This is a genomic window from Limnospira fusiformis SAG 85.79 (assembly GCF_012516315.1).
Classification (GTDB): domain Bacteria; phylum Cyanobacteriota; class Cyanobacteriia; order Cyanobacteriales; family Microcoleaceae; genus Limnospira; species Limnospira fusiformis.
This window is the reverse complement of record NZ_CP051185.1, coordinates 2,647,354-2,667,919: the sequence shown is the minus strand read 5'-3', so window position 1 is coordinate 2,667,919 and position 20,566 is coordinate 2,647,354. Positions and strand designations below refer to the sequence as shown.

At 43.6% G+C, this 20,566-nt stretch carries 18 protein-coding genes and 6 pseudogenes; 3 read left to right on the top strand and 21 right to left on the bottom strand.

Annotated features, from left to right (window positions below; genetic code table 11):
- Positions 1-3 precede the first annotated feature (3 nt).
- On the top strand, positions 4-1,410 hold the full coding sequence (gene fumC / locus HFV01_RS12675; protein WP_008050938.1) for a class II fumarate hydratase: 1,407 nt from the start codon (positions 4-6) through the stop codon (positions 1,408-1,410).
- 32 nt (positions 1,411-1,442) lie between these two features.
- Here the strand turns inward: fumC and HFV01_RS12670 are convergent, their stop codons facing one another.
- From HFV01_RS12670 to HFV01_RS12575, 19 genes and pseudogenes are all read right to left on the bottom strand, one after another.
- Complete coding sequence (locus HFV01_RS12670) at positions 1,443-2,216, bottom strand: Uma2 family endonuclease (protein WP_193521156.1); 774 nt, start codon at positions 2,214-2,216, stop codon at positions 1,443-1,445.
- A gap of 58 nt (positions 2,217-2,274) precedes the next feature.
- The gene (locus HFV01_RS12665; RefSeq protein ID WP_193521155.1) at positions 2,275-3,237 is read right to left on the bottom strand and encodes a Uma2 family endonuclease; all 963 of its coding nucleotides are present in this window, start codon (positions 3,235-3,237) and stop codon (positions 2,275-2,277) included.
- Positions 3,238-3,295: 58 nt separating this feature from the next.
- On the bottom strand, positions 3,296-4,153 hold the full coding sequence (locus HFV01_RS12660; protein WP_193521154.1) for a Uma2 family endonuclease: 858 nt from the start codon (positions 4,151-4,153) through the stop codon (positions 3,296-3,298).
- Positions 4,154-4,211: 58 nt separating this feature from the next.
- Positions 4,212-5,048 (bottom strand): Uma2 family endonuclease, encoded by an 837-nt coding sequence (locus HFV01_RS12655; RefSeq protein WP_193521153.1) that lies wholly within the window; start codon positions 5,046-5,048, stop codon positions 4,212-4,214.
- A 58-nt stretch (positions 5,049-5,106) separates the two neighbouring features.
- Positions 5,107-6,006: a Uma2 family endonuclease gene (locus HFV01_RS12650; protein WP_108614899.1), complete on the bottom strand. Its 900-nt coding sequence runs from the start codon at positions 6,004-6,006 to the stop codon at positions 5,107-5,109.
- Between the two features lie 58 nt (positions 6,007-6,064).
- Complete coding sequence (locus HFV01_RS12645) at positions 6,065-6,985, bottom strand: Uma2 family endonuclease (protein WP_108614897.1); 921 nt, start codon at positions 6,983-6,985, stop codon at positions 6,065-6,067.
- 58 nt (positions 6,986-7,043) lie between these two features.
- Entirely contained in the window at positions 7,044-7,925 is an 882-nt protein-coding gene (locus HFV01_RS12640; RefSeq protein WP_193521152.1) for a Uma2 family endonuclease, read from the bottom strand.
- A 58-nt stretch (positions 7,926-7,983) separates the two neighbouring features.
- A pseudogene (locus HFV01_RS12635) lies at positions 7,984-8,779 on the bottom strand (Uma2 family endonuclease).
- Between the two features lie 58 nt (positions 8,780-8,837).
- Positions 8,838-9,779 carry a Uma2 family endonuclease gene (locus HFV01_RS12630; RefSeq protein ID WP_006669589.1) on the bottom strand — a complete coding sequence of 314 codons (942 nt, stop codon included), beginning with the start codon at positions 9,777-9,779 and terminating at the stop codon, positions 8,838-8,840.
- Between the two features lie 58 nt (positions 9,780-9,837).
- Complete coding sequence (locus HFV01_RS12625) at positions 9,838-10,632, bottom strand: Uma2 family endonuclease (RefSeq protein WP_108614900.1); 795 nt, start codon at positions 10,630-10,632, stop codon at positions 9,838-9,840.
- A gap of 58 nt (positions 10,633-10,690) precedes the next feature.
- A pseudogene (locus HFV01_RS32105) lies at positions 10,691-11,618 on the bottom strand (Uma2 family endonuclease).
- A gap of 58 nt (positions 11,619-11,676) precedes the next feature.
- Positions 11,677-12,524, bottom strand: a pseudogene (locus tag HFV01_RS32100) (Uma2 family endonuclease).
- 51 nt (positions 12,525-12,575) lie between these two features.
- Positions 12,576-13,440 (bottom strand): annotated as a pseudogene (locus tag HFV01_RS12605) (Uma2 family endonuclease).
- Between the two features lie 58 nt (positions 13,441-13,498).
- Positions 13,499-14,341 (bottom strand): annotated as a pseudogene (locus HFV01_RS12600) (Uma2 family endonuclease).
- A gap of 58 nt (positions 14,342-14,399) precedes the next feature.
- Positions 14,400-15,225: pseudogene (locus tag HFV01_RS12595) on the bottom strand (Uma2 family endonuclease).
- Positions 15,226-15,283: 58 nt separating this feature from the next.
- Complete coding sequence (locus tag HFV01_RS12590; protein ID WP_193521150.1) at positions 15,284-16,117, bottom strand: Uma2 family endonuclease; 834 nt, start codon at positions 16,115-16,117, stop codon at positions 15,284-15,286.
- 58 nt (positions 16,118-16,175) lie between these two features.
- Entirely contained in the window at positions 16,176-16,991 is an 816-nt protein-coding gene (locus HFV01_RS12585; RefSeq protein ID WP_108614894.1) for a Uma2 family endonuclease, read from the bottom strand.
- A 191-nt stretch (positions 16,992-17,182) separates the two neighbouring features.
- Complete coding sequence (locus HFV01_RS12580; protein ID WP_006625513.1) at positions 17,183-17,587, bottom strand: hypothetical protein; 405 nt, start codon at positions 17,585-17,587, stop codon at positions 17,183-17,185.
- Between the two features lie 69 nt (positions 17,588-17,656).
- Entirely contained in the window at positions 17,657-18,118 is a 462-nt protein-coding gene (locus tag HFV01_RS12575; RefSeq protein WP_006625512.1) for a DUF29 domain-containing protein, read from the bottom strand.
- Positions 18,119-18,163: 45 nt separating this feature from the next.
- On the opposite strand from HFV01_RS12575, the gene HFV01_RS12570 reads away from it, so the two are divergent.
- Positions 18,164-18,400, top strand: a complete 237-nt coding sequence (locus HFV01_RS12570; RefSeq protein ID WP_006625511.1) for a hypothetical protein — start codon at positions 18,164-18,166, stop codon at positions 18,398-18,400.
- A 2-nt stretch (positions 18,401-18,402) separates the two neighbouring features.
- Here the strand turns inward: HFV01_RS12570 and HFV01_RS12565 are convergent, their stop codons facing one another.
- Positions 18,403-19,014, bottom strand: a complete 612-nt coding sequence (locus HFV01_RS12565; RefSeq protein WP_006625510.1) for a chorismate lyase — start codon at positions 19,012-19,014, stop codon at positions 18,403-18,405.
- 177 nt (positions 19,015-19,191) lie between these two features.
- Between HFV01_RS12565 and HFV01_RS12560 the strand changes: the two genes are divergently transcribed.
- Positions 19,192-19,572 carry a ribbon-helix-helix protein, CopG family gene (locus tag HFV01_RS12560; protein ID WP_228116552.1) on the top strand — a complete coding sequence of 127 codons (381 nt, stop codon included), beginning with the start codon at positions 19,192-19,194 and terminating at the stop codon, positions 19,570-19,572.
- On the opposite strand, the gene HFV01_RS12555 is transcribed toward HFV01_RS12560, so the two are convergent.
- Positions 19,573-20,532 carry a putative 2-dehydropantoate 2-reductase gene (locus HFV01_RS12555; RefSeq protein ID WP_193521149.1) on the bottom strand — a complete coding sequence of 320 codons (960 nt, stop codon included), beginning with the start codon at positions 20,530-20,532 and terminating at the stop codon, positions 19,573-19,575.
- Positions 20,533-20,566: the final 34 nt, after the last annotated feature.

Here is a 20,566-nt window from a genome sequence, read left to right as displayed (position 1 = left end):
GGGATGAATCAGGACATGGATGCCAATATGCGAGTTGAACGCGATAGCATGGGGGAAATTCAGGTCCCCGACGATCGCTATTGGGGAGCGCAAACTCAGCGATCGCTTCATTATTTTTCTATTGGTACTGATTTAATCCCCCCAGAGGTGATCGCCGCTTTTGGTATTCTCAAAAAGGCGGCGGCGTTGACTAATCAAGACTTGGGAAAACTGCCCCCAGAGCTGGCAGAATTGATTAGACAGGCCGCGCAACAGGTAATTGAGGGTAAGTTATCGGAACATTTCCCCCTGCGAGTGTGGATGACTGGAAGCGGTACCCAATGTAATATGAATGTAAATGAGGTGATTGCTAATTGGGCGATCGCTTCTGTGGGCGGAAAAATGGGCAGTAAAAACCCTATTCATCCCAATGACCATGTGAATATGTCTCAGTCGTCTAACGATACATTTCCGACGGCTATGCACATCGCAGCAGCTTTGGCGTTTCATCAGCGCCTAATTCCTAAAGTCCGAAAAATGCGAGATGCTCTGGCTCAGAAATCGGCAGAATTTAACCATATTGTCAAAATTGGTCGCACCCATTTACAAGATGCTGTTCCCCTGACTTTAGGACAGGAGTTTTCCGGCTATGTGGCGCAACTAGATGCCGACCTAAAACGCATTGAGATGGTTTTACCTGATTTGTATGAATTAGCTATTGGTGGAACCGCTGTAGGAACCGGCCTAAATGCGCCGCCTGGGTTTGCGGAAAGGGTGGCGGAACACATTGCCGAAATGACAGATTTACCCTTTGTTTCAGCACCCAATAAATTTGCCGCTATGGCGGCTCATGATGCCATAGTTATGGCAAGTGGTGCCTTAAAAACCTTAGCCTGTTCTTTGATGAAAATTGCTAATGATATTAGATTTTTAGGGAGTGGTCCGCGCTGTGGTTTGGGCGAATTAATTTTACCCGAAAATGAACCGGGTTCTTCAATTATGCCAGGAAAAGTCAACCCCACCCAATGCGAGGCTATGACTATGGTGGCGGCTCAGGTAATGGGGTATGATACTGCTATTAGTATAGCGGGTTCCCAGGGTCATTTCGAGTTAAATGTGTTTAAGCCAATGATGATTTTTAACCTGCTACAATCGGTTAATATCTTGGCAGATAGTTGTCATAACTTCACTGATTTTCTATTGGTTGGTTTACAGGTAAATCGCAGTAAAATTAACAGTTATTTAGAACAATCTTTAATGTTGGTAACTGCTTTAAGTCCTAAAATCGGCTATGACCGAGCCGCAGAAGTCGCTCATTTGGCTTTGGAGAAGGATTCCACCTTAAAGCAGATTTGTGTCGAATTAGGCTATATTTCGGCTGAAGAATTTGACCAAATTGTGGTTCCGAGCAAAATGGCACACCCTCATTAATTGATAGTTAACATCAACTAACTTTCTCAAATCTATGATTCCTCTAGCCGCTGACGTACCACCTCTACAGATAACCCCAATGCTACAGAAATTTGCTGTACTGTTAATCCCATATTGTCTAATTGAGCAATAGCCGCTAAACGAGCCTGACGTTCTTTTTGTGCTTCCAATTGAGCCTGCTGTGCTAACTCTTCGGAGCTCAAATAACGTCTCCCCTCTTGGTCAAACCAAGACAGGATTTCTCGGTCAATACCACCTAATGTAGCTTGACTTCTCCCAATTCCTAAACCGATTTCTGGTAGCCAGTAGGGTTCTCCCGTTTGTAACTGGTATTTACCATCAATTTGTCGATAAATCTCGAAGGGTTGATGGCGATCGCGTTGGTAATATTCTGGGTTATAAATAACGTAGTATAGTACCCCCAACTTTTCATAAATCGCCATTTTGGACTCATACTCATTTCCCGGAGTCCAGGAAACCACCTCTAACACCAACTGAGGAACCATTCCCCCTTCTTCCCAGACCACATAACTTTTCCGAGATTTATTACCTGGTCGGCGGCGGTTCACTCCCACCGTCAGAAAACCATCAGGAATTACTGGGACTCTGGGGTTATCCCCGCTGGTGTGATAAATTCCCATATCTACACCGAAATACCAATCATTGCGGTCTTTCCAGATAATTGCTAGAAGAAATAATAGGTAATTGGGGAGAAAGTTTTGGTCTTCGTTATCCACAGGAGTATCATCAGAGTCGGGAAGTTCATCACTGGTGGGTAGATTTTTATAAAGGTCAATAGAAACCATAGGTCTAAACCAGTAGAAGATAGTTTCTCCCCAATTATAGCAGTTATATCGCTAGAATCTATAATTCCTCTAGCTGCTGACGTACCTCATTGATAGATAAGCCCAATGCTACAGAAATTTGCTCTGCTGTCAATCCTATATTGTCTAATTGAGCAATAGCTGCTAAACGCGCCTGACGTTCTTTTTGTGCTTCCAATTGAGCCTGCTGTGCTTCCAATTGAGCCTGCTGTGCTTCCACTTGAGCCTGCTGTACTTCCAATTGAGCCTGCTGTACTTCCAATTGAGCCTGCTGTGCTTCTAATTGAGCCTGCTGTGCTTCTAATTGAGCCTGCTGTGCTTCCAATTGAGCCTGCTGTGCTTCCAATTGAGCCTGCTGTACTTCCAATTGAGCCTGCTGTGCTAACTCTTCGGAGCTCAAATAACGTCTCCCCTCTTGGTCAAACCAAGACAGGATTTCTCGGTCAATACCACCTAATGTAGCTTGACTTCTCCCAATTCCTAAACCGATTTCTGGTAGCCAGTAGGGTTCTCCCGTTTGTAACTGGTATTTACCATCAATTTGTCGATAAATCTCGAAGGGTTGATGGCGATCGCGTTGGTAATATTCTGGGTTATAAATAACGTAGTATAGTACCCCCAACTTTTCATAAATCGCCATTTTGGACTCATACTCATTTCCCGGAGTCCAGGAAACCACCTCTAACACCAACTGAGGAACCATTCCCCCTTCTTCCCAGACCACATAACTTTTCCGAGATTTATTACCTGGTCGGCGGCGGTTCACTCCCACCGTCAGAAAACCATCAGGAATTACTGGGACTCTGGGGTTATCCCCGCTGGTGTGATAAATTCCCATATCTACACCGAAATACCAATCATTGCGGTCTTTCCAGATAATTGCTAGAAGAAATAATAGGTAATTGGGGAGAAAGTTTTGGTCTTCGTTATCCACAGGAGTATCATCAGAGTCGGGAAGTTCATCACTGGTGGGTAGATTTTTATAAAGGTCAATAGAAACCATAGGTCTAAACCAGTAGAAGACAGTTTCTCCCCAATTATAGCAGTTATATCGCTAGAATCTATAATTCCTCTAGCTGCTGACGTACCTCATTGATAGATAACCCCAATGCTACAGAAATTTGCTGTACTGTCAATCCTATATTGTCTAATTGAGCAATAGCTGCTAAACGCGCCTGACGTTCTTTTTGTGCTTCCAATTGAGCCTGCTGTGCTTCCAATTGAGCCTGTTGTGCTTCCAATTGAGCCTGCTGTGCTTCCAATTGAGCCTGCTGTGCTTCCAATTGAGCCTGCTGTGCTAACTCTTCCGCACTCAAATAACGTCTCCCCTCTTGGTCAAACCAAGACAGGATTTCTCGGTCAATACCACCTAATGTAGCTTGACTTCTCCCAATTCCTAAACCGATTTCTGGTAGCCAGTAGGGTTCTCCCGTTTGTAACTGGTATTTACCATCAATTTGTCGATAAATCTCGAAGGGTTGATGGCGATCGCGCTGGTAATATTCTGGGTTATAAATAACGTAGTATAGTACCCCCAACTTTTCATAAATCGCCATTTTGGACTCATACTCATTTCCCGGAGTCCAGGAAACCACCTCTAACACCAACTGAGGAACCATTCCCCCTTCTTCCCAGACCACATAACTTTTCCGAGATTTATTACCTGGTCGGCGGCGGTTCACTCCCACCGTCAGAAAACCATCAGGAATTACTGGGACTCTGGGGTTATCCCCGCTGGTGTGATAAATTCCCATATCTACACCGAAATACCAATCATTGCGGTCTTTCCAGATAATTGCTAGAAGAAATAATAGGTAATTGGGGAGAAAGTTTTGGTCTTCGTTATCCACAGGAGTATCATCAGAGTCGGGAAGTTCATCACTGGTGGGTAGATTTTTATAAAGGTCAATAGAAACCATAGGTCTAAACCAGTAGAAGATAGTTTCTCCCCAATTATAGCAGTTATATCGCTAGAATCTATAATTCCTCTAGCTGCTGACGTACCTCATTGATAGATAAGCCCAATGCTACAGAAATTTGCTCTGCTGTCAATCCTATATTGTCTAATTGAGCAATAGCTGCTAAACGCGCCTGACGTTCTTTTTGTGCTTCCAATTGAGCCTGCTGTGCTTCCAATTGAGCCTGCTGTGCTTCCAATTGAGCCTGCTGTGCTTCTAATTGAGCCTGCTGTGCTAACTCTTCCGCACTCAAATAACGTCTCCCCTCTTGGTCAAACCAAGACAGGATTTCTCGGTCAATACCACCTAATGTAGCTTGACTTCTCCCAATTCCTAAACCGATTTCTGGTAGCCAGTAGGGTTCTCCCGTTTGTAACTGGTATTTACCATCAATTTGTCGATAAATCTCGAAGGGTTGATGGCGATCGCGCTGGTAATATTCTGGGTTATAAATAACGTAGTATAGTACCCCCAACTTTTCATAAATCGCCATTTTGGACTCATACTCATTTCCCGGAGTCCAGGAAACCACCTCTAACACCAACTGAGGAACCATTCCCCCTTCTTCCCAGACCACATAACTTTTCCGAGATTTATTACCTGGTCGGCGGCGGTTCACTCCCACCGTCAGAAAACCATCAGGAATTACTGGGACTCTGGGGTTATCCCCGCTGGTGTGATAAATTCCCATATCTACACCGAAATACCAATCATTGCGGTCTTTCCAGATAATTGCTAGAAGAAATAATAGGTAATTGGGGAGAAAGTTTTGGTCTTCGTTATCCACAGGAGTATCATCAGAGTCGGGAAGTTCATCACTGGTGGGTAGATTTTTATAAAGGTCAATAGAAACCATAGGTCTAAACCAGTAGAAGACAGTTTCTCCCCAATTATAGCAGTTATATCGCTAGAATCTATGATTCCTCTAGCTGCTGACGTACCTCATTGATAGATAAGCCCAATGCTACAGAAATTTGCTCTGCTGTCAATCCTATATTGTCTAATTGAGCAATAGCTGCTAAACGCGCCTGACGTTCTTTTTGTGCTTCCAATTGAGCCTGCTGTGCTTCCAATTGAGCCTGCTGTGCTTCCAATTGAGCCTGCTGTGCTTCTAATTGAGCCTGTTGTGCTTCCAATTGAGCCTGCTGTACTTCCAATTGAGCCTGTTGTGCTTCCAATTGAGCCTGCTGTGCTAACTCTTCGGAGCTCAAATAACGTCTCCCCTCTTGGTCAAACCAAGACAGGATTTCTCGGTCAATACCACCTAATGTAGCTTGACTTCTCCCAATTCCTAAACCGATTTCTGGTAGCCAGTAGGGTTCTCCCGTTTGTAACTGGTATTTACCATCAATTTGTCGATAAATCTCGAAGGGTTGATGGCGATCGCGTTGGTAATATTCTGGGTTATAAATAACGTAGTATAGTACCCCCAACTTTTCATAAATCGCCATTTTGGACTCATACTCATTTCCCGGAGTCCAGGAAACCACCTCTAACACCAACTGAGGAACCATTCCCCCTTCTTCCCAGACCACATAACTTTTCCGAGATTTATTACCTGGTCGGCGGCGGTTCACTCCCACCGTCAGAAAACCATCAGGAATTACTGGGACTCTGGGGTTATCCCCGCTGGTGTGATAAATTCCCATATCTACACCGAAATACCAATCATTGCGGTCTTTCCAGATAATTGCTAGAAGAAATAATAGGTAATTGGGGAGAAAGTTTTGGTCTTCGTTATCCACAGGAGTATCATCAGAGTCGGGAAGTTCATCACTGGTGGGTAGATTTTTATAAAGGTCAATAGAAACCATAGGTCTAAACCAGTAGAAGACAGTTTCTCCCCAATTATAGCAGTTATATCGCTAGAATCTATGATTCCTCTAGCTGCTGACGTACCTCATTGATAGATAAGCCCAATGCTACAGAAATTTGCTCTGCTGTCAATCCTATATTGTCTAATTGAGCAATAGCTGCTAAACGCGCCTGACGTTCTTTTTGTGCTTCCAATTGAGCCTGCTGTGCTTCCAATTGAGCCTGCTGTGCTTCCAATTGAGCCTGCTGTGCTTCCAATTGAGCCTGCTGTGCTTCTAATTGAGCCTGCTGTGCTTCCAATTGAGCCTGCTGTACTTCCAATTGAGCCTGTTGTGCTTCCAATTGAGCCTGCTGTGCTAACTCTTCGGAGCTCAAATAACGTCTCCCCTCTTGGTCAAACCAAGACAGGATTTCTCGGTCAATACCACCTAATGTAGCTTGACTTCTCCCAATTCCTAAACCGATTTCTGGTAGCCAGTAGGGTTCTCCCGTTTGTAACTGGTATTTACCATCAATTTGTCGATAAATCTCGAAGGGTTGATGGCGATCGCGTTGGTAATATTCTGGGTTATAAATAACGTAGTATAGTACCCCCAACTTTTCATAAATCGCCATTTTGGACTCATACTCATTTCCCGGAGTCCAGGAAACCACCTCTAACACCAACTGAGGAACCATTCCCCCTTCTTCCCAGACCACATAACTTTTCCGAGATTTATTACCTGGTCGGCGGCGGTTCACTCCCACCGTCAGAAAACCATCAGGAATTACTGGGACTCTGGGGTTATCCCCGCTGGTGTGATAAATTCCCATATCTACACCGAAATACCAATCATTGCGGTCTTTCCAGATAATTGCTAGAAGAAATAATAGGTAATTGGGGAGAAAGTTTTGGTCTTCGTTATCCACAGGAGTATCATCAGAGTCGGGAAGTTCATCACTGGTGGGTAGATTTTTATAAAGGTCAATAGAAACCATAGGTCTAAACCAGTAGAAGACAGTTTCTCCCCAATTATAGCAGTTATATCGCTAGAATCTATGATTCCTCTAGCTGCTGACGTACCTCATTGATAGATAAGCCCAATGCTACAGAAATTTGCTCTGCTGTCAATCCTATATTGTCTAATTGAGCAATAGCTGCTAAACGCGCCTGACGTTCTTTTTGTGCTTCCAATTGAGCCTGCTGTGCTTCCAATTGAGCCTGCTGTGCTTCCAATTGAGCCTGCTGTGCTTCCAATTGAGCCTGCTGTACTTCCAATTGAGCCTGTTGTGCTTCCAATTGAGCCTGCTGTGCTAACTCTTCCGCACTCAAATAACGTCTCCCCTCTTGGTCAAACCAAGACAGGATTTCTCGGTCAATACCACCTAATGTAGCTTGACTTCTCCCAATTCCTAAACCGATTTCTGGTAGCCAGTAGGGTTCTCCCGTTTGTAACTGGTATTTACCATCAATTTGTCGATAAATCTCGAAGGGTTGATGGCGATCGCGTTGGTAATATTCTGGGTTATAAATAACGTAGTATAGTACCCCCAACTTTTCATAAATCGCCATTTTGGACTCATACTCATTTCCCGGAGTCCAGGAAACCACCTCTAACACCAACTGAGGAACCATTCCCCCTTCTTCCCAGACCACATAACTTTTCCGAGATTTATTACCTGGTCGAGATGGCGGTTCACCTCCCACCGTCAGAAAACCATCAGGAATTACTGGGACTCTGGGGTTATCCCCGCTGGTGTGATAAATTCCCATATCTACACCGAAATACCAATCATTGCGGTCTTTCCAGATAATTGCTAGAAGAAATAATAGGTAATTGGGGAGAAAGTTTTGGTCTTCGTTATCCACAGGAGTATCATCAGAGTCGGGAAGTTCATCACTGGTGGGTAGATTTTTATAAAGGTCAATAGAAACCATAGGTCTAAACCAGTAGAAGACAGTTTCTCCCCAATTATAGCAGTTATATCGCTAGAATCTATGATTCCTCTAGCTGCTGACGTACCTCATTGATAGATAAGCCCAATGCTACAGAAATTTGCTCTGCTGTCAATCCTATATTGTCTAATTGAGCAATAGCTGCTAAACGCGCCTGACGTTCTTTTTGTGCTTCCAATTGAGCCTGCTGTGCTTCCAATTGAGCCTGCTGTGCTAACTCTTCCGCACTCAAATAACGTCTCCCCTCTTGGTCAAACCAAGACAGGATTTCTCGGTCAATACCACCTAATGTAGCTTGACTTCTCCCAATTCCTAAACCGATTTCTGGTAGCCAGTAGGGTTCTCCCGTTTGTAACTGGTATTTACCATCAATTTGTCGATAAATCTCGAAGGGTTGATGGCGATCGCGCTTGGTAATATTCTGGGTTATAAATAACGTAGTATAGTACCCCCAACTTTTCATAAATCGCCATTTTGGACTCATACTCATTTCCCGGAGTCCAGGAAACCACCTCTAACACCAACTGAGGAACCATTCCCCCTTCTTCCCAGACCACATAACTTTTCCGAGATTTATTACCTGGTCGGCGGCGGTTCACTCCCACCGTCAGAAAACCATCAGGAATTACTGGGACTCTGGGGTTATCCCCGCTGGTGTGATAAATTCCCATATCTACACCGAAATACCAATCATTGCGGTCTTTCCAGATAATTGCTAGAAGAAATAATAGGTAATTGGGGAGAAAGTTTTGGTCTTCGTTATCCACAGGAGTATCATCAGAGTCGGGAAGTTCATCACTGGTGGGTAGATTTTTATAAAGGTCAATAGAAACCATAGGTCTAAACCAGTAGAAGACAGTTTCTCCCCAATTATAGCAGTTATATCGCTAGAATCTATGATTCCTCTAGCTGCTGACGTACCTCATTGATAGATAAGCCCAATGCTACAGAAATTTGCTCTGCTGTCAATCCTATATTGTCTAATTGAGCAATAGCTGCTAAACGCGCCTGACGTTCTTTTTGTGCTTCCAATTGAGCCTGCTGTGCTTCCACTTGAGCCTGCTGTACTTCCAATTGAGCCTGCTGTGCTTCCAATTGAGCCTGCTGTGCTTCTAATTGAGCCTGCTGTGCTTCCAATTGAGCCTGCTGTGCTTCCAATTGAGCCTGCTGTACTTCCAATTGAGCCTGTTGTGCTTCCAATTGAGCCTGCTGTGCTAACTCTTCGGAGCTCAAATAACGTCTCCCCTCTTGGTCAAACCAAGACAGGATTTCTCGGTCAATACCACCTAATGTAGCTTGACTTCTCCCAATTCCTAAACCGATTTCTGGTAGCCAGTAGGGTTCTCCCGTTTGTAACTGGTATTTACCATCAATTTGTCGATAAATCTCGAAGGGTTGATGGCGATCGCGTTGGTAATATTCTGGGTTATAAATAACGTAGTATAGTACCCCCAACTTTTCATAAATCGCCATTTTGGACTCATACTCATTTCCCGGAGTCCAGGAAACCACCTCTAACACCAACTGAGGAACCATTCCCCCTTCTTCCCAGACCACATAACTTTTCCGAGATTTATTACCTGGTCGGCGGCGGTTCACTCCCACCGTCAGAAAACCATCAGGAATTACTGGGACTCTGGGGTTATCCCCGCTGGTGTGATAAATTCCCATATCTACACCGAAATACCAATCATTGCGGTCTTTCCAGATAATTGCTAGAAGAAATAATAGGTAATTGGGGAGAAAGTTTTGGTCTTCGTTATCCACAGGAGTATCATCAGAGTCGGGAAGTTCATCACTGGTGGGTAGATTTTTATAAAGGTCAATAGAAACCATAGGTCTAAACCAGTAGAAGACAGTTTCTCCCCAATTATAGCAGTTATATCGCTAGAATCTATGATTCCTCTAGCTGCTGACGTACCTCATTGATAGATAAGCCCAATGCTACAGAAATTTGCTCTGCTGTCAATCCTATATTGTCTAATTGAGCAATAGCTGCTAAACGCGCCTGACGTTCTTTTTGTGCTTCCAATTGAGCCTGCTGTGCTTCCAATTGAGCCTGCTGTGCTAACTCTTCCGCACTCAAATAACGTCTCCCCTCTTGGTCAAACCAAGACAGGATTTCTCGGTCAATACCACCTAATGTAGCTTGACTTCTCCCAATTCCTAAACCGATTTCTGGTAGCCAGTAGGGTTCTCCCGTTTGTAACTGGTATTTACCATCAATTTGTCGATAAATCTCGAAGGGTTGATGGCGATCGCGTTGGTAATATTCTGGGTTATAAATAACGTAGTATAGTACCCCCAACTTTTCATAAATCGCCATTTTGGACTCATACTCATTTCCCGGAGTCCAGGAAACCACCTCTAACACCAACTGAGGAACCATTCCCCCTTCTTCCCAGACCACATAACTTTTCCGAGATTTATTACCTGGTCGGCGGCGGTTCACTCCCACCGTCAGAAAACCATCAGGAATTACTGGGACTCTGGGGTTATCCCCGCTGGTGTGATAAATTCCCATATCTACACCGAAATACCAATCATTGCGGTCTTTCCAGATAATTGCTAGAAGAAATAATAGGTAATTGGGGAGAAAGTTTTGGTCTTCGTTATCCACAGGAGTATCATCAGAGTCGGGAAGTTCATCACTGGTGGGTAGATTTTTATAAAGGTCAATAGAAACCATAGGTCTAAACCAGTAGAAGACAGTTTCTCCCCAATTATAGCAGTTATATCGCTAGAATCTATGATTCCTCTAGCTGCTGACGTACCTCATTGATAGATAAGCCCAATGCTACAGAAATTTGCTCTGCTGTCAATCCTATATTGTCTAATTGAGCAATAGCTGCTAAACGCGCCTGACGTTCTTTTTGTGCTTCCAATTGACTGCTGGCTTCCACTTGAGCTGCTGACTTCCAATTGGCTGCTGTGCTTCCAATTGAGCCGCTGTGCTTCTAATTGAGCCTGCTGTGCTTCTAATTGGCCTGCTGTGCTTCCAATTCTGCTGTACTTCCAATTGACTGTTGTGCTTCCAATTGAGCCTGCTGTGCTAACTCTTCGGAGCTCAAATAACGTCTCCCCTCTTGGTCAAACCAAGACAGGATTTCTCGGTCAATACCACCTAATGTAGCTTGACTTCTCCCAATTCCTAAACCGATTTCTGGTAGCCAGTAGGGTTCTCCCGTTTGTAACTGGTATTTACCATCAATTTGTCGATAAATCTCGAAGGGTTGATGGCGATCGCGTTGGTAATATTCTGGGTTATAAATAACGTAGTATAGTACCCCCAACTTTTCATAAATCGCCATTTTGGACTCATACTCATTTCCCGGAGTCCAGGAAACCACCTCTAACACCAACTGAGGAACCATTCCCCCTTCTTCCCAGACCACATAACTTTTCCGAGATTTATTACCTGGTCAGCGGCAGGTTCACTCCCACCGTCAGAAAACCATCAGGAATTACTGGGACTCTGGGGTTATCCCCGCTGGTGTGATAAATTCCCATATCTACACCGAAATACCAATCATTGCGGTCTTTCCAGATAATTGCTAGAAGAAATAATAGGTAATTGGGGAGAAAGTTTTGGTCTTCGTTATCCACAGGAGTATCATCAGAGTCGGGAAGTTCATCACTGGTGGGTAGATTTTTATAAAGGTCAATAGAAACCATAGGTCTAAACCAGTAGAAGACAGTTTCTCCCCAATTATAGCAGTTATATCGCTAGAATCTATAATTCCTCTAGCTGCTGACGTACCTCATTGATAGATAAGCCCAATGCTACAGAAATTTGCTCTGTACTGTCAATCCTATATTGTCTAATTGAGCAATAGCTGCTACAACGCGCCTGACGTTCTTTTTGTGCTTCCAATTGAGCCGGCTTGCTTCCAATTGAGGCTGCTGTGCTTCTAATTGAGCCTGCTGTGCTTCCAATTGAGCCGGTGTTGCTGTGCTAACTCTTCGGCCGCACTCAAATAACGTCTCCCCTCTTGGTCAAACCAAGACAGGATTTCTCGGTCAATACCACCTAATGTAGCTTGACTTCTCCCAATTCCTAAACCGATTTCTGGTAGCCAGTAGGGTTCTCCCGTTTGTAACTGGTATTTACCATCAATTTGTCGATAAATCTCGAAGGGTTGATGGCGATCGCGTTGGTAATATTCTGGGTTATAAATAACGTAGTATAGTACCCCCAACTTTTCATAAATCGCCATTTTGGACTCATACTCATTTCCCGGAGTCCAGGAAACCACCTCTAACACCAACTGAGGAACCATTCCCCCTTCTTCCCAGACCACATAACTTTTCCGAGATTTATTACCTGGTCAGCGGCAGGTTCACTCCCACCGTCAGAAAACCATCAGGAATTACTGGGACTCTGGGGTTATCCCCGCTGGTGTGATAAATTCCCATATCTACACCGAAATACCAATCATTGCGGTCTTTCCAGATAATTGCTAGAAGAAATAATAGGTAATTGGGGAGAAAGTTTTGGTCTTCGTTATCCACAGGAGTATCATCAGAGTCGGGAAGTTCATCACTGGTGGGTAGATTTTTATAAAGGTCAATAGAAACCATAGGTCTAAACCAGTAGAAGACAGTTTCTCCCCAATTATAGCAGTTATATCGCTAGAATCTATAATTTTCCTCTAGCTGCTGACGTACCTCATTGACTAGATAACCCCAATGCTACAGAAATTTGCTAGTAGTGTCAATCCTATATTGTCTAATTGAGCAATAGCTGCTAAACGCGCCTGACGTTCTTTTTGTGCTTCCAATTGAGCCTGCTGTGCTTCCAATTGAGGCTGTTGTGCTCCAATTGGGCCTGCTGTGCTTCCAATTGAAGCCTGCTGTGCTTCTTGGCTTGTGCTAACTCTTCCGCACTCACAAAAATAACGTCTCCCCTCTTGGTCAAACCAAGACAGGATTTCTCGGTCAATACCACCTAATGTAGCTTGACTTCTCCCAATTCCTAAACCGATTTCTGGTAGCCAGTAGGGTTCTCCCGTTTGTAACTGGTATTTACCATCAATTTGTCGATAAATCTCGAAGGGTTGATGGCGATCGCGTTGGTAATATTCTGGGTTATAAATAACGTAGTATAGTACCCCCAACTTTTCATAAATCGCCATTTTGGACTCATACTCATTTCCCGGAGTCCAGGAAACCACCTCTAACACCAACTGAGGAACCATTCCCCCTTCTTCCCAGACCACATAACTTTTCCGAGATTTATTACCTGGTCGGCGGTTGTCACTCCCACCGTCAGAAAACCATCAGGAATTACTGGGACTCTGGGGTTATCCCCGCTGGTGTGATAAATTCCCATATCTACACCGAAATACCAATCATTGCGGTCTTTCCAGATAATTGCTAGAAGAAATAATAGGTAATTGGGGAGAAAGTTTTGGTCTTCGTTATCCACAGGAGTATCATCAGAGTCGGGAAGTTCATCACTGGTGGGTAGATTTTTATAAAGGTCAATAGAAACCATAGGTCTAAACCAGTAGAAGACAGTTTCTCCCCAATTATAGCAGTTATATCGCTAGAATCTATGATTCCTCTAGCTGCTGACGTACCTCATTAACAGATAACCCCAATGCTACAGAAATTTGCTGTACTGTTAATCCCCATATTGTCTAATTGAGCAATAGCTGCTAAACGCGCCTGACGTTCTTTTTGTGCTTCCAATTGAGCCTGCTGTGCTTCCAATTGAGCCTCTGAGCCTGCTGTGCTCCAATTAGCTGCTGTACTTCCAATTGAGGCTGCTGTGCTAACTCTTCCGCACTCAAATAACGTCTCCCCTCTTGGTCAAACCAAGACAGGATTTCTCGGTCAATACCACCTAATGTAGCTTGACTTCTCCCAATTCCTAAACCGATTTCTGGTAGCCAGTAGGGTTCTCCCGTTTGTAACTGGTATTTACCATCAATTTGTCGATAAATCTCGAAGGGTTGATGGCGATCGCGTTGGTAATATTCTGGGTTATAAATAACGTAGTATAGTACCCCCAACTTTTCATAAATCGCCATTTTGGACTCATACTCATTTCCCGGAGTCCAGGAAACCACCTCTAACACCAACTGAGGAACCATTCCCCCTTCTTCCCAGACCACATAACTTTTCCGAGATTTATTACCTGGTCGGCGGCGGTTCACTCCCACCGTCAGAAAACCATCAGGAATTACTGGGACTCTGGGGTTATCCCCGCTGGTGTGATAAATTCCCATATCTACACCGAAATACCAATCATTGCGGTCTTTCCAGATAATTGCTAGAAGAAATAATAGGTAATTGGGGAGAAAGTTTTGGTCTTCGTTATCCACAGGAGTATCATCAGAGTCGGGAAGTTCATCACTGGTGGGTAGATTTTTATAAAGGTCAATAGAAACCATAGGTCTAAACCAGTAGAAGACAGTTTCTCCCCAATTATAGCAGTTATATCGCTAGAATCTATAATTCCTCTAGCTGCTGACGTACCTCATTGATAGATAACCCCAATGCTACAGAAATTTGCTGTACTGTCAATCCTATATTGTCTAATTGAGCAATAGCTGCTAAACGCGCCTGACGTTCTTTTTGTGCTTCCAATTGAGCCTGCTGTGCTTCCAATTTTGGGCCTGCTGTACGCTTCCAATTGAGCCTGAGCCTGCTGTGCTAACTCTTCCGCACTCAAATAACGTCTCCCCTCTTGGTCAAACCAAGACAGGATTTCTCGGTCAATACCACCTAATGTAGCTTGACTTCTCCCAATTCCTAAACCGATTTCTGGTAGCCAGTAGGGTTCTCCCGTTTGTAACTGGTATTTACCATCAATTTGTCGATAAATCTCGAAGGGTTGATGGCGATCGCGCTGGTAATATTCTGGGTTATAAATAACGTAGTATAGTACCCCCAACTTTTCATAAATCGCCATTTTGGACTCATACTCATTTCCCGGAGTCCAGGAAACCACCTCTAACACCAACTGAGGAACCATTCCCCCTTCTTCCCAGACCACATAACTTTTCCGAGATTTATTACCTGGTCGGCGGCGGTTCACTCCCACCGTCAGAAAACCATCAGGAATTACTGGGACTCTGGGGTTATCCCCGCTGGTGTGATAAATTCCCATATCTACACCGAAATACCAATCATTGCGGTCTTTCCAGATAATTGCTAGAAGAAATAATAGGTAATTGGGGAGAAAGTTTTGGTCTTCGTTATCCACAGGAGTATCATCAGAGTCGGGAAGTTCATCACTGGTGGGTAGATTTTTATAAAGGTCAATAGAAACCATAGGTCTAAACCAGTAGAAGACAGTTTCTCCCCAATTATAGCAGTTATATCGCTAGAATCTATGATTCCTCTAGCTGCTGACGTACCTCATTAACAGATAACCCCAATGCTACAGAAATTTGCTGTACTGTTAATCCCATATTGTCTAATTGAGCAATAGCTGCTAAACGCGCCTGACGTTCTTTTTTGCTTCCAATTGAGCCGCTGTGCTTCCAATTGTCCTGCTGTGCTTCCAATTGAGCCTGCTGTACGTCCAATTGAGCCTGCTGTGCTAACTCTTCCGCACTCAAATAACGTCTCCCCTCTTGGTCAAACCAAGACAGGATTTCTCGGTCAATACCACCTAATGTAGCTTGACTTCTCCCAATTCCTAAACCGATTTCTGGTAGCCAGTAGGGTTCTCCCGTTTGTAACTGGTATTTACCATCAATTTGTCGATAAATCTCGAAGGGTTGATGGCGATCGCGCTGGTAATATTCTGGGTTATAAATAACGTAGTATAGTACCCCCAACTTTTCATAAATCGCCATTTTGGACTCATACTCATTTCCCGGAGTCCAGGAAACCACCTCTAACACCAACTGAGGAACCATTCCCCCTTCTTCCCAGACCACATAACTTTTCCGAGATTTATTACCTGGTCGGCGGCGGTTCACTCCCACCGTCAGAAAACCATCAGGAATTACTGGGACTCTGGGGTTATCCCCGCTGGTGTGATAAATTCCCATATCTACACCGAAATACCAATCATTGCGGTCTTTCCAGATAATTGCTAGAAGAAATAATAGGTAATTGGGGAGAAAGTTTTGGTCTTCGTTATCCACAGGAGTATCATCAGAGTCGGGAAGTTCATCACTGGTGGGTAGATTTTTATAAAGGTCAATAGAAACCATAGGTCTAAACCAGTAGAAGACAGTTTCTCCCCAATTATAGCAGTTATATCGCTAGAATCTATGATTCCTCTAGCTGCTGACGTACCTCATTAACAGATAACCCCAATGCTACAGAAATTTGCTGTACTGTTAATCCCATATTGTCTAATTGAGCAATAGCTGCTAAACGCGCCTGACGTTCTTTTTGTGCTTCCAATTGAGCCTGCTGTGCTTCCAATTGAGCCTGCTGTACGTCCAATTGAGCCTGCTGTGCTAACTCTTCCGCACTCAAATAACGTCTCCCCTCTTGGTCAAACCAAGACAGGATTTCTCGGTCAATACCACCTAATGTAGCTTGACTTCTCCCAATTCCTAAACCGATTTCTGGTAGCCAGTAGGGTTCTCCCGTTTGTAACTGGTATTTACCATCAATTTGTCGATAAATCTCGAAGGGTTGATGGCGATCGCGTTGGTAATATTCTGGGTTATAAATAACGTAGTATAGTACCCCCAACTTTTCATAAATCGCCATTTTGGACTCATACTCATTTCCCGGAGTCCAGGAAACCACCTCTAACACCAACTGAGGAACCATTCCCCCTTCTTCCCAGACCACATAACTTTTCCGAGATTTATTACCTGGTCGGCGGCGGTTCACTCCCACCGTCAGAAAACCATCAGGAATTACTGGGACTCTGGGGTTATCCCCGCTGGTGTGATAAATTCCCATATCTACACCGAAATACCAATCATTGCGGTCTTTCCAGATAATTGCTAGAAGAAATAATAGGTAATTGGGGAGAAAGTTTTGGTCTTCGTTATCCACAGGAGTATCATCAGAGTCGGGAAGTTCATCACTGGTGGGTAGATTTTTATAAAGGTCAATAGAAACCATAGGTCTAAACCAGTAGAAGACAGTTTTAAAAATTCGATATTTAAATTATAGCATATCTGCGATCGCGGGTTATTTATTAATGTTTAATCAAGTTTTTTTAAGAAAAAATAAGGGTGGGTTTATCATTCTTTTACTTTGTAGTAGCAAGCTGATATGATGAACCCAACCCTAGGTTATTTTCGGGGGAAGTGTTATTTTAATATGTTTGACACTTCAGCATGAATGAGGGCAATATTTGGGTCACGCTGAATGGCTTGATAATAACGCTTTTCTCGTTCGGTTCCCTGTTCATCTACTCGCAGTAGAAATTTAGCTTCTTCTAGTAGTTCGTTAACTTGGTCTAAGGTGACGGGTTCTTTTTCCTCTAGGGTTTCGTCAATTTTGACAATAAATTGGGAAAATGGTCGCAGCCAGCTAAACCAATCATCTCCAATTACTAGCCGGAAAAATTCTCCTTTAGAGGGGATACGTCCGTAACACTTCTCATAAGTAATGCGTTCGGACTCTAGGAGATTTTTATGTAAGTTAAGTAAGCCTGTCCGCAACTGACGCAGACGCTTAAATGGAAGATTGAGAGGAGATTGAGTTGAGGACATGAATACAAATACGATCGCTATTTTCTGAGTTATCTTATTATCCCATAGAATGGGTAATTTAATGATAACTTATTCCCAATCTTGGCTGGTGTCACAAATAAAATTATCGGTGATAATATCATCAAATTGGTAAGGACAAATATCGGGAAAAGTTCGCAAAGGCAGACCTGTCTCTCGGAGAGCCAAATCAACCCCAGCCTCGAAGCTGTCCTCCAAGGCTTGGGCGATTCGGGACTTTAAACTAGGATTTCGAGATAAATGTCGCCGGGTGGCGCGGCGCTGTTCTCGAATGGTCAAGAACCAACTCCTTGAGCGTTTATGGGGTTGATATTCCCACTTGAGTAAATGCCCTAACAAGACTGTTAGATGACTGACTAATTCTCGATATTCTTGTCTTCCTAAACTGTCAATTTCAGCTTGTAAATTTTGCCAATCTAGGTTATTAATATCCTGTTGGGCTAAGGCTTGTAACTGCCACTGAGTCCAACCGTAAAAGTCCTGTTGATATAAGGAAAGTTTCTGACTATCCATAATCAGGATGCCTATATGTTATAATGGTGCATGATATTTGAATTAATGATTATGGCATCTATTTCTAGGTCGGAAGTAAAACAACTGTTAGAACGTTTGATTTTTGTGGACGATCGCCCTCAAGATTGGGTAGAGGATGTGTGGGGCATGAGTCCGACTTTAGGGGAAACTGCCGCCCGCTTGGTTGATGCTTTTGAGGCTGTAATTGAATGTTGTTCGGAGGAAAAGTTAGAGAATCTGTTACAGTCTCTCTATAGCGATCGCCTCGATGAAGATATCTGATATCATAGCATTTGCGTAGCTCCTAAATACTTGGTAAGATAGGGGGAAAACACCTCATAAATCAAGGTTAAGGGCTTCCCGTGATGCCAGAAAAGATAATAACGACCCCAAAAAGGCCCCGGCTGTCCAAAGGCTAATTCTAAGGCTTTAGAATCGCCATAGTCAATACCTTGCACATCTCGATATAATTCAGTTCTCAGCCTGGCTAAACTTGCCCAAATTGGCAGAGATCTATTTTGTAAATACTCGTCAACGTGGCTATTTTCCCACCAGGAAGTAGCATAGGCTAAACGTTGTCCTGATGCAGTCCGTAACCAGACTTGACGGCGCAACCGAGGGCCGGGGACTGCCTGAATCAATGGCGGCGCACCATCTGGACTCATACCAATGGCAGACATATCAATCACATCGACCTCTGTAGGTTCCCCGGTGAGTAGTTGCAGGTGGCGGGTTGGCGATCCGTCTCCCAATAGCATAATTTGCCAGGCTGGGGATAATTTGCTGTGGGGGAGTCCTTGGCGGACTGTTTCCTGGTTTCCCTGCCAACGACACCGGAGGCGATGCCAGCCAGCAGGCTGTTGAATGGGGTTAGGGGAGTGAATGTGGGCAGTCAATGTTTTTTACAATTCTTAACGTTGGTTGTAATCATAGCGCATCTTTGTGATCATAAGTTTTAGTCCCCTAGGGGGGAATTTCCTGCCCGCCATAGAGTTTCTGAAGTTTCCCAGAAACCGCTATCAGGATTATGATTAACAGAATCAGTGAAAGTATCAAGTATTATGTCAGATCTTATGTCGGCCCCTAATGATATCACCTTAACGGTCACAGTTTCCCAGGAGTTAATGCAGGAAATTGAGCAAAAATCTCAAGCATCTGGACACAGCATCACGCAACTGGTGCAGGAAGCGATCAAGGAATATTTAAACCTCAATAATGCCACAGATATAGAACTTTTACGTCGTCAGATCATTGAACTCCAGCGACAATTATTAACTCTGGAAAAAATACCCCAAGATTTAACGGCGGTTGAAACTAGGGTGGCTATATTAGAAAGGCGCTTAGGTTCAGTAAGTATAACTAATCAACGATCATCTTTACCTACTGTGGCAGCAGATGATGAGGATTTTTATGATGAACCGGATGAAATACTCACAGATTTTTTGCCAGATTAATTAAGGGCAATTTTGGGTATCTAAAAACTTTAATTGCTGATATAACATCTGAATGCGAGGGAGATGCACTCCTCCGGCTGTAGCCATTTTTAAGGGATTGCCTAAAATGGCATCAATTTCTAGGGGGCGGCGCTGATCATAGTCAATTTTCATGCTGGTTTTATAGGGTGTCATGGTTTCGGTATGAGACAACATTTGATTAATTATTTCGCGCTCAAGAAAGCGATCGCAACCTTTAGCACCCTCTAAAACTTCCCCCATAATTTCCTCAACTAAAACCCGAGTTGCTGGATTTGACATCATTTGATCAGTGCGGGCATTTAAAACTACTGATAATCCATTATAGGGGATATTCCACACCAACTTTTCCCAACGAATTGAGAGTAAATCTTCGGCTATGTCTAGGGGGACACCAGCCTTTTTAAAGTCTTCACCAATTTGTTGGAGTCGGGGGGTAATGCCACCAGATTGGTAATTGTGGTTATATTCGGCTAGTTTCATCATACCATAGTCTAAATGGCGAATATAACCAGGTTTGATTTTATTAGAACAAATTACACAAATACCCCCTAAAACTCTGTGATTGCCGACTATTTCGGCTATTTCTGGCTCAATTCCTAACCCATTTTGTAAGACCAAAACCACGCCATCAGGTTTTAAGACTGGGGGTAAAATTTGGGGTAGTAAATGATTTTCTGTGGATTTTATGGCGACAATTACTACATCACAGGGTGGCATTTTTTGGGGATTATTGTAGACTGGGACTTGGGGGAGTTGAAAATCACCCCAAACGGATTCTATTTGTAAGCCATGCTGACTCACCCAATCGTAATCACTTCTGAGTAAAAAATGAACATCTAGTCCTGATTTCTGAAGTTTAGCGCCATAGAATCCACCTAATGCCCCGGTGCCAATAACTGCATAACTACGAGGATTGCTAAGTTGAGAAACCAAAGTCATATCATCTAATTAATTGATGGTCAAAAGCTGTTAA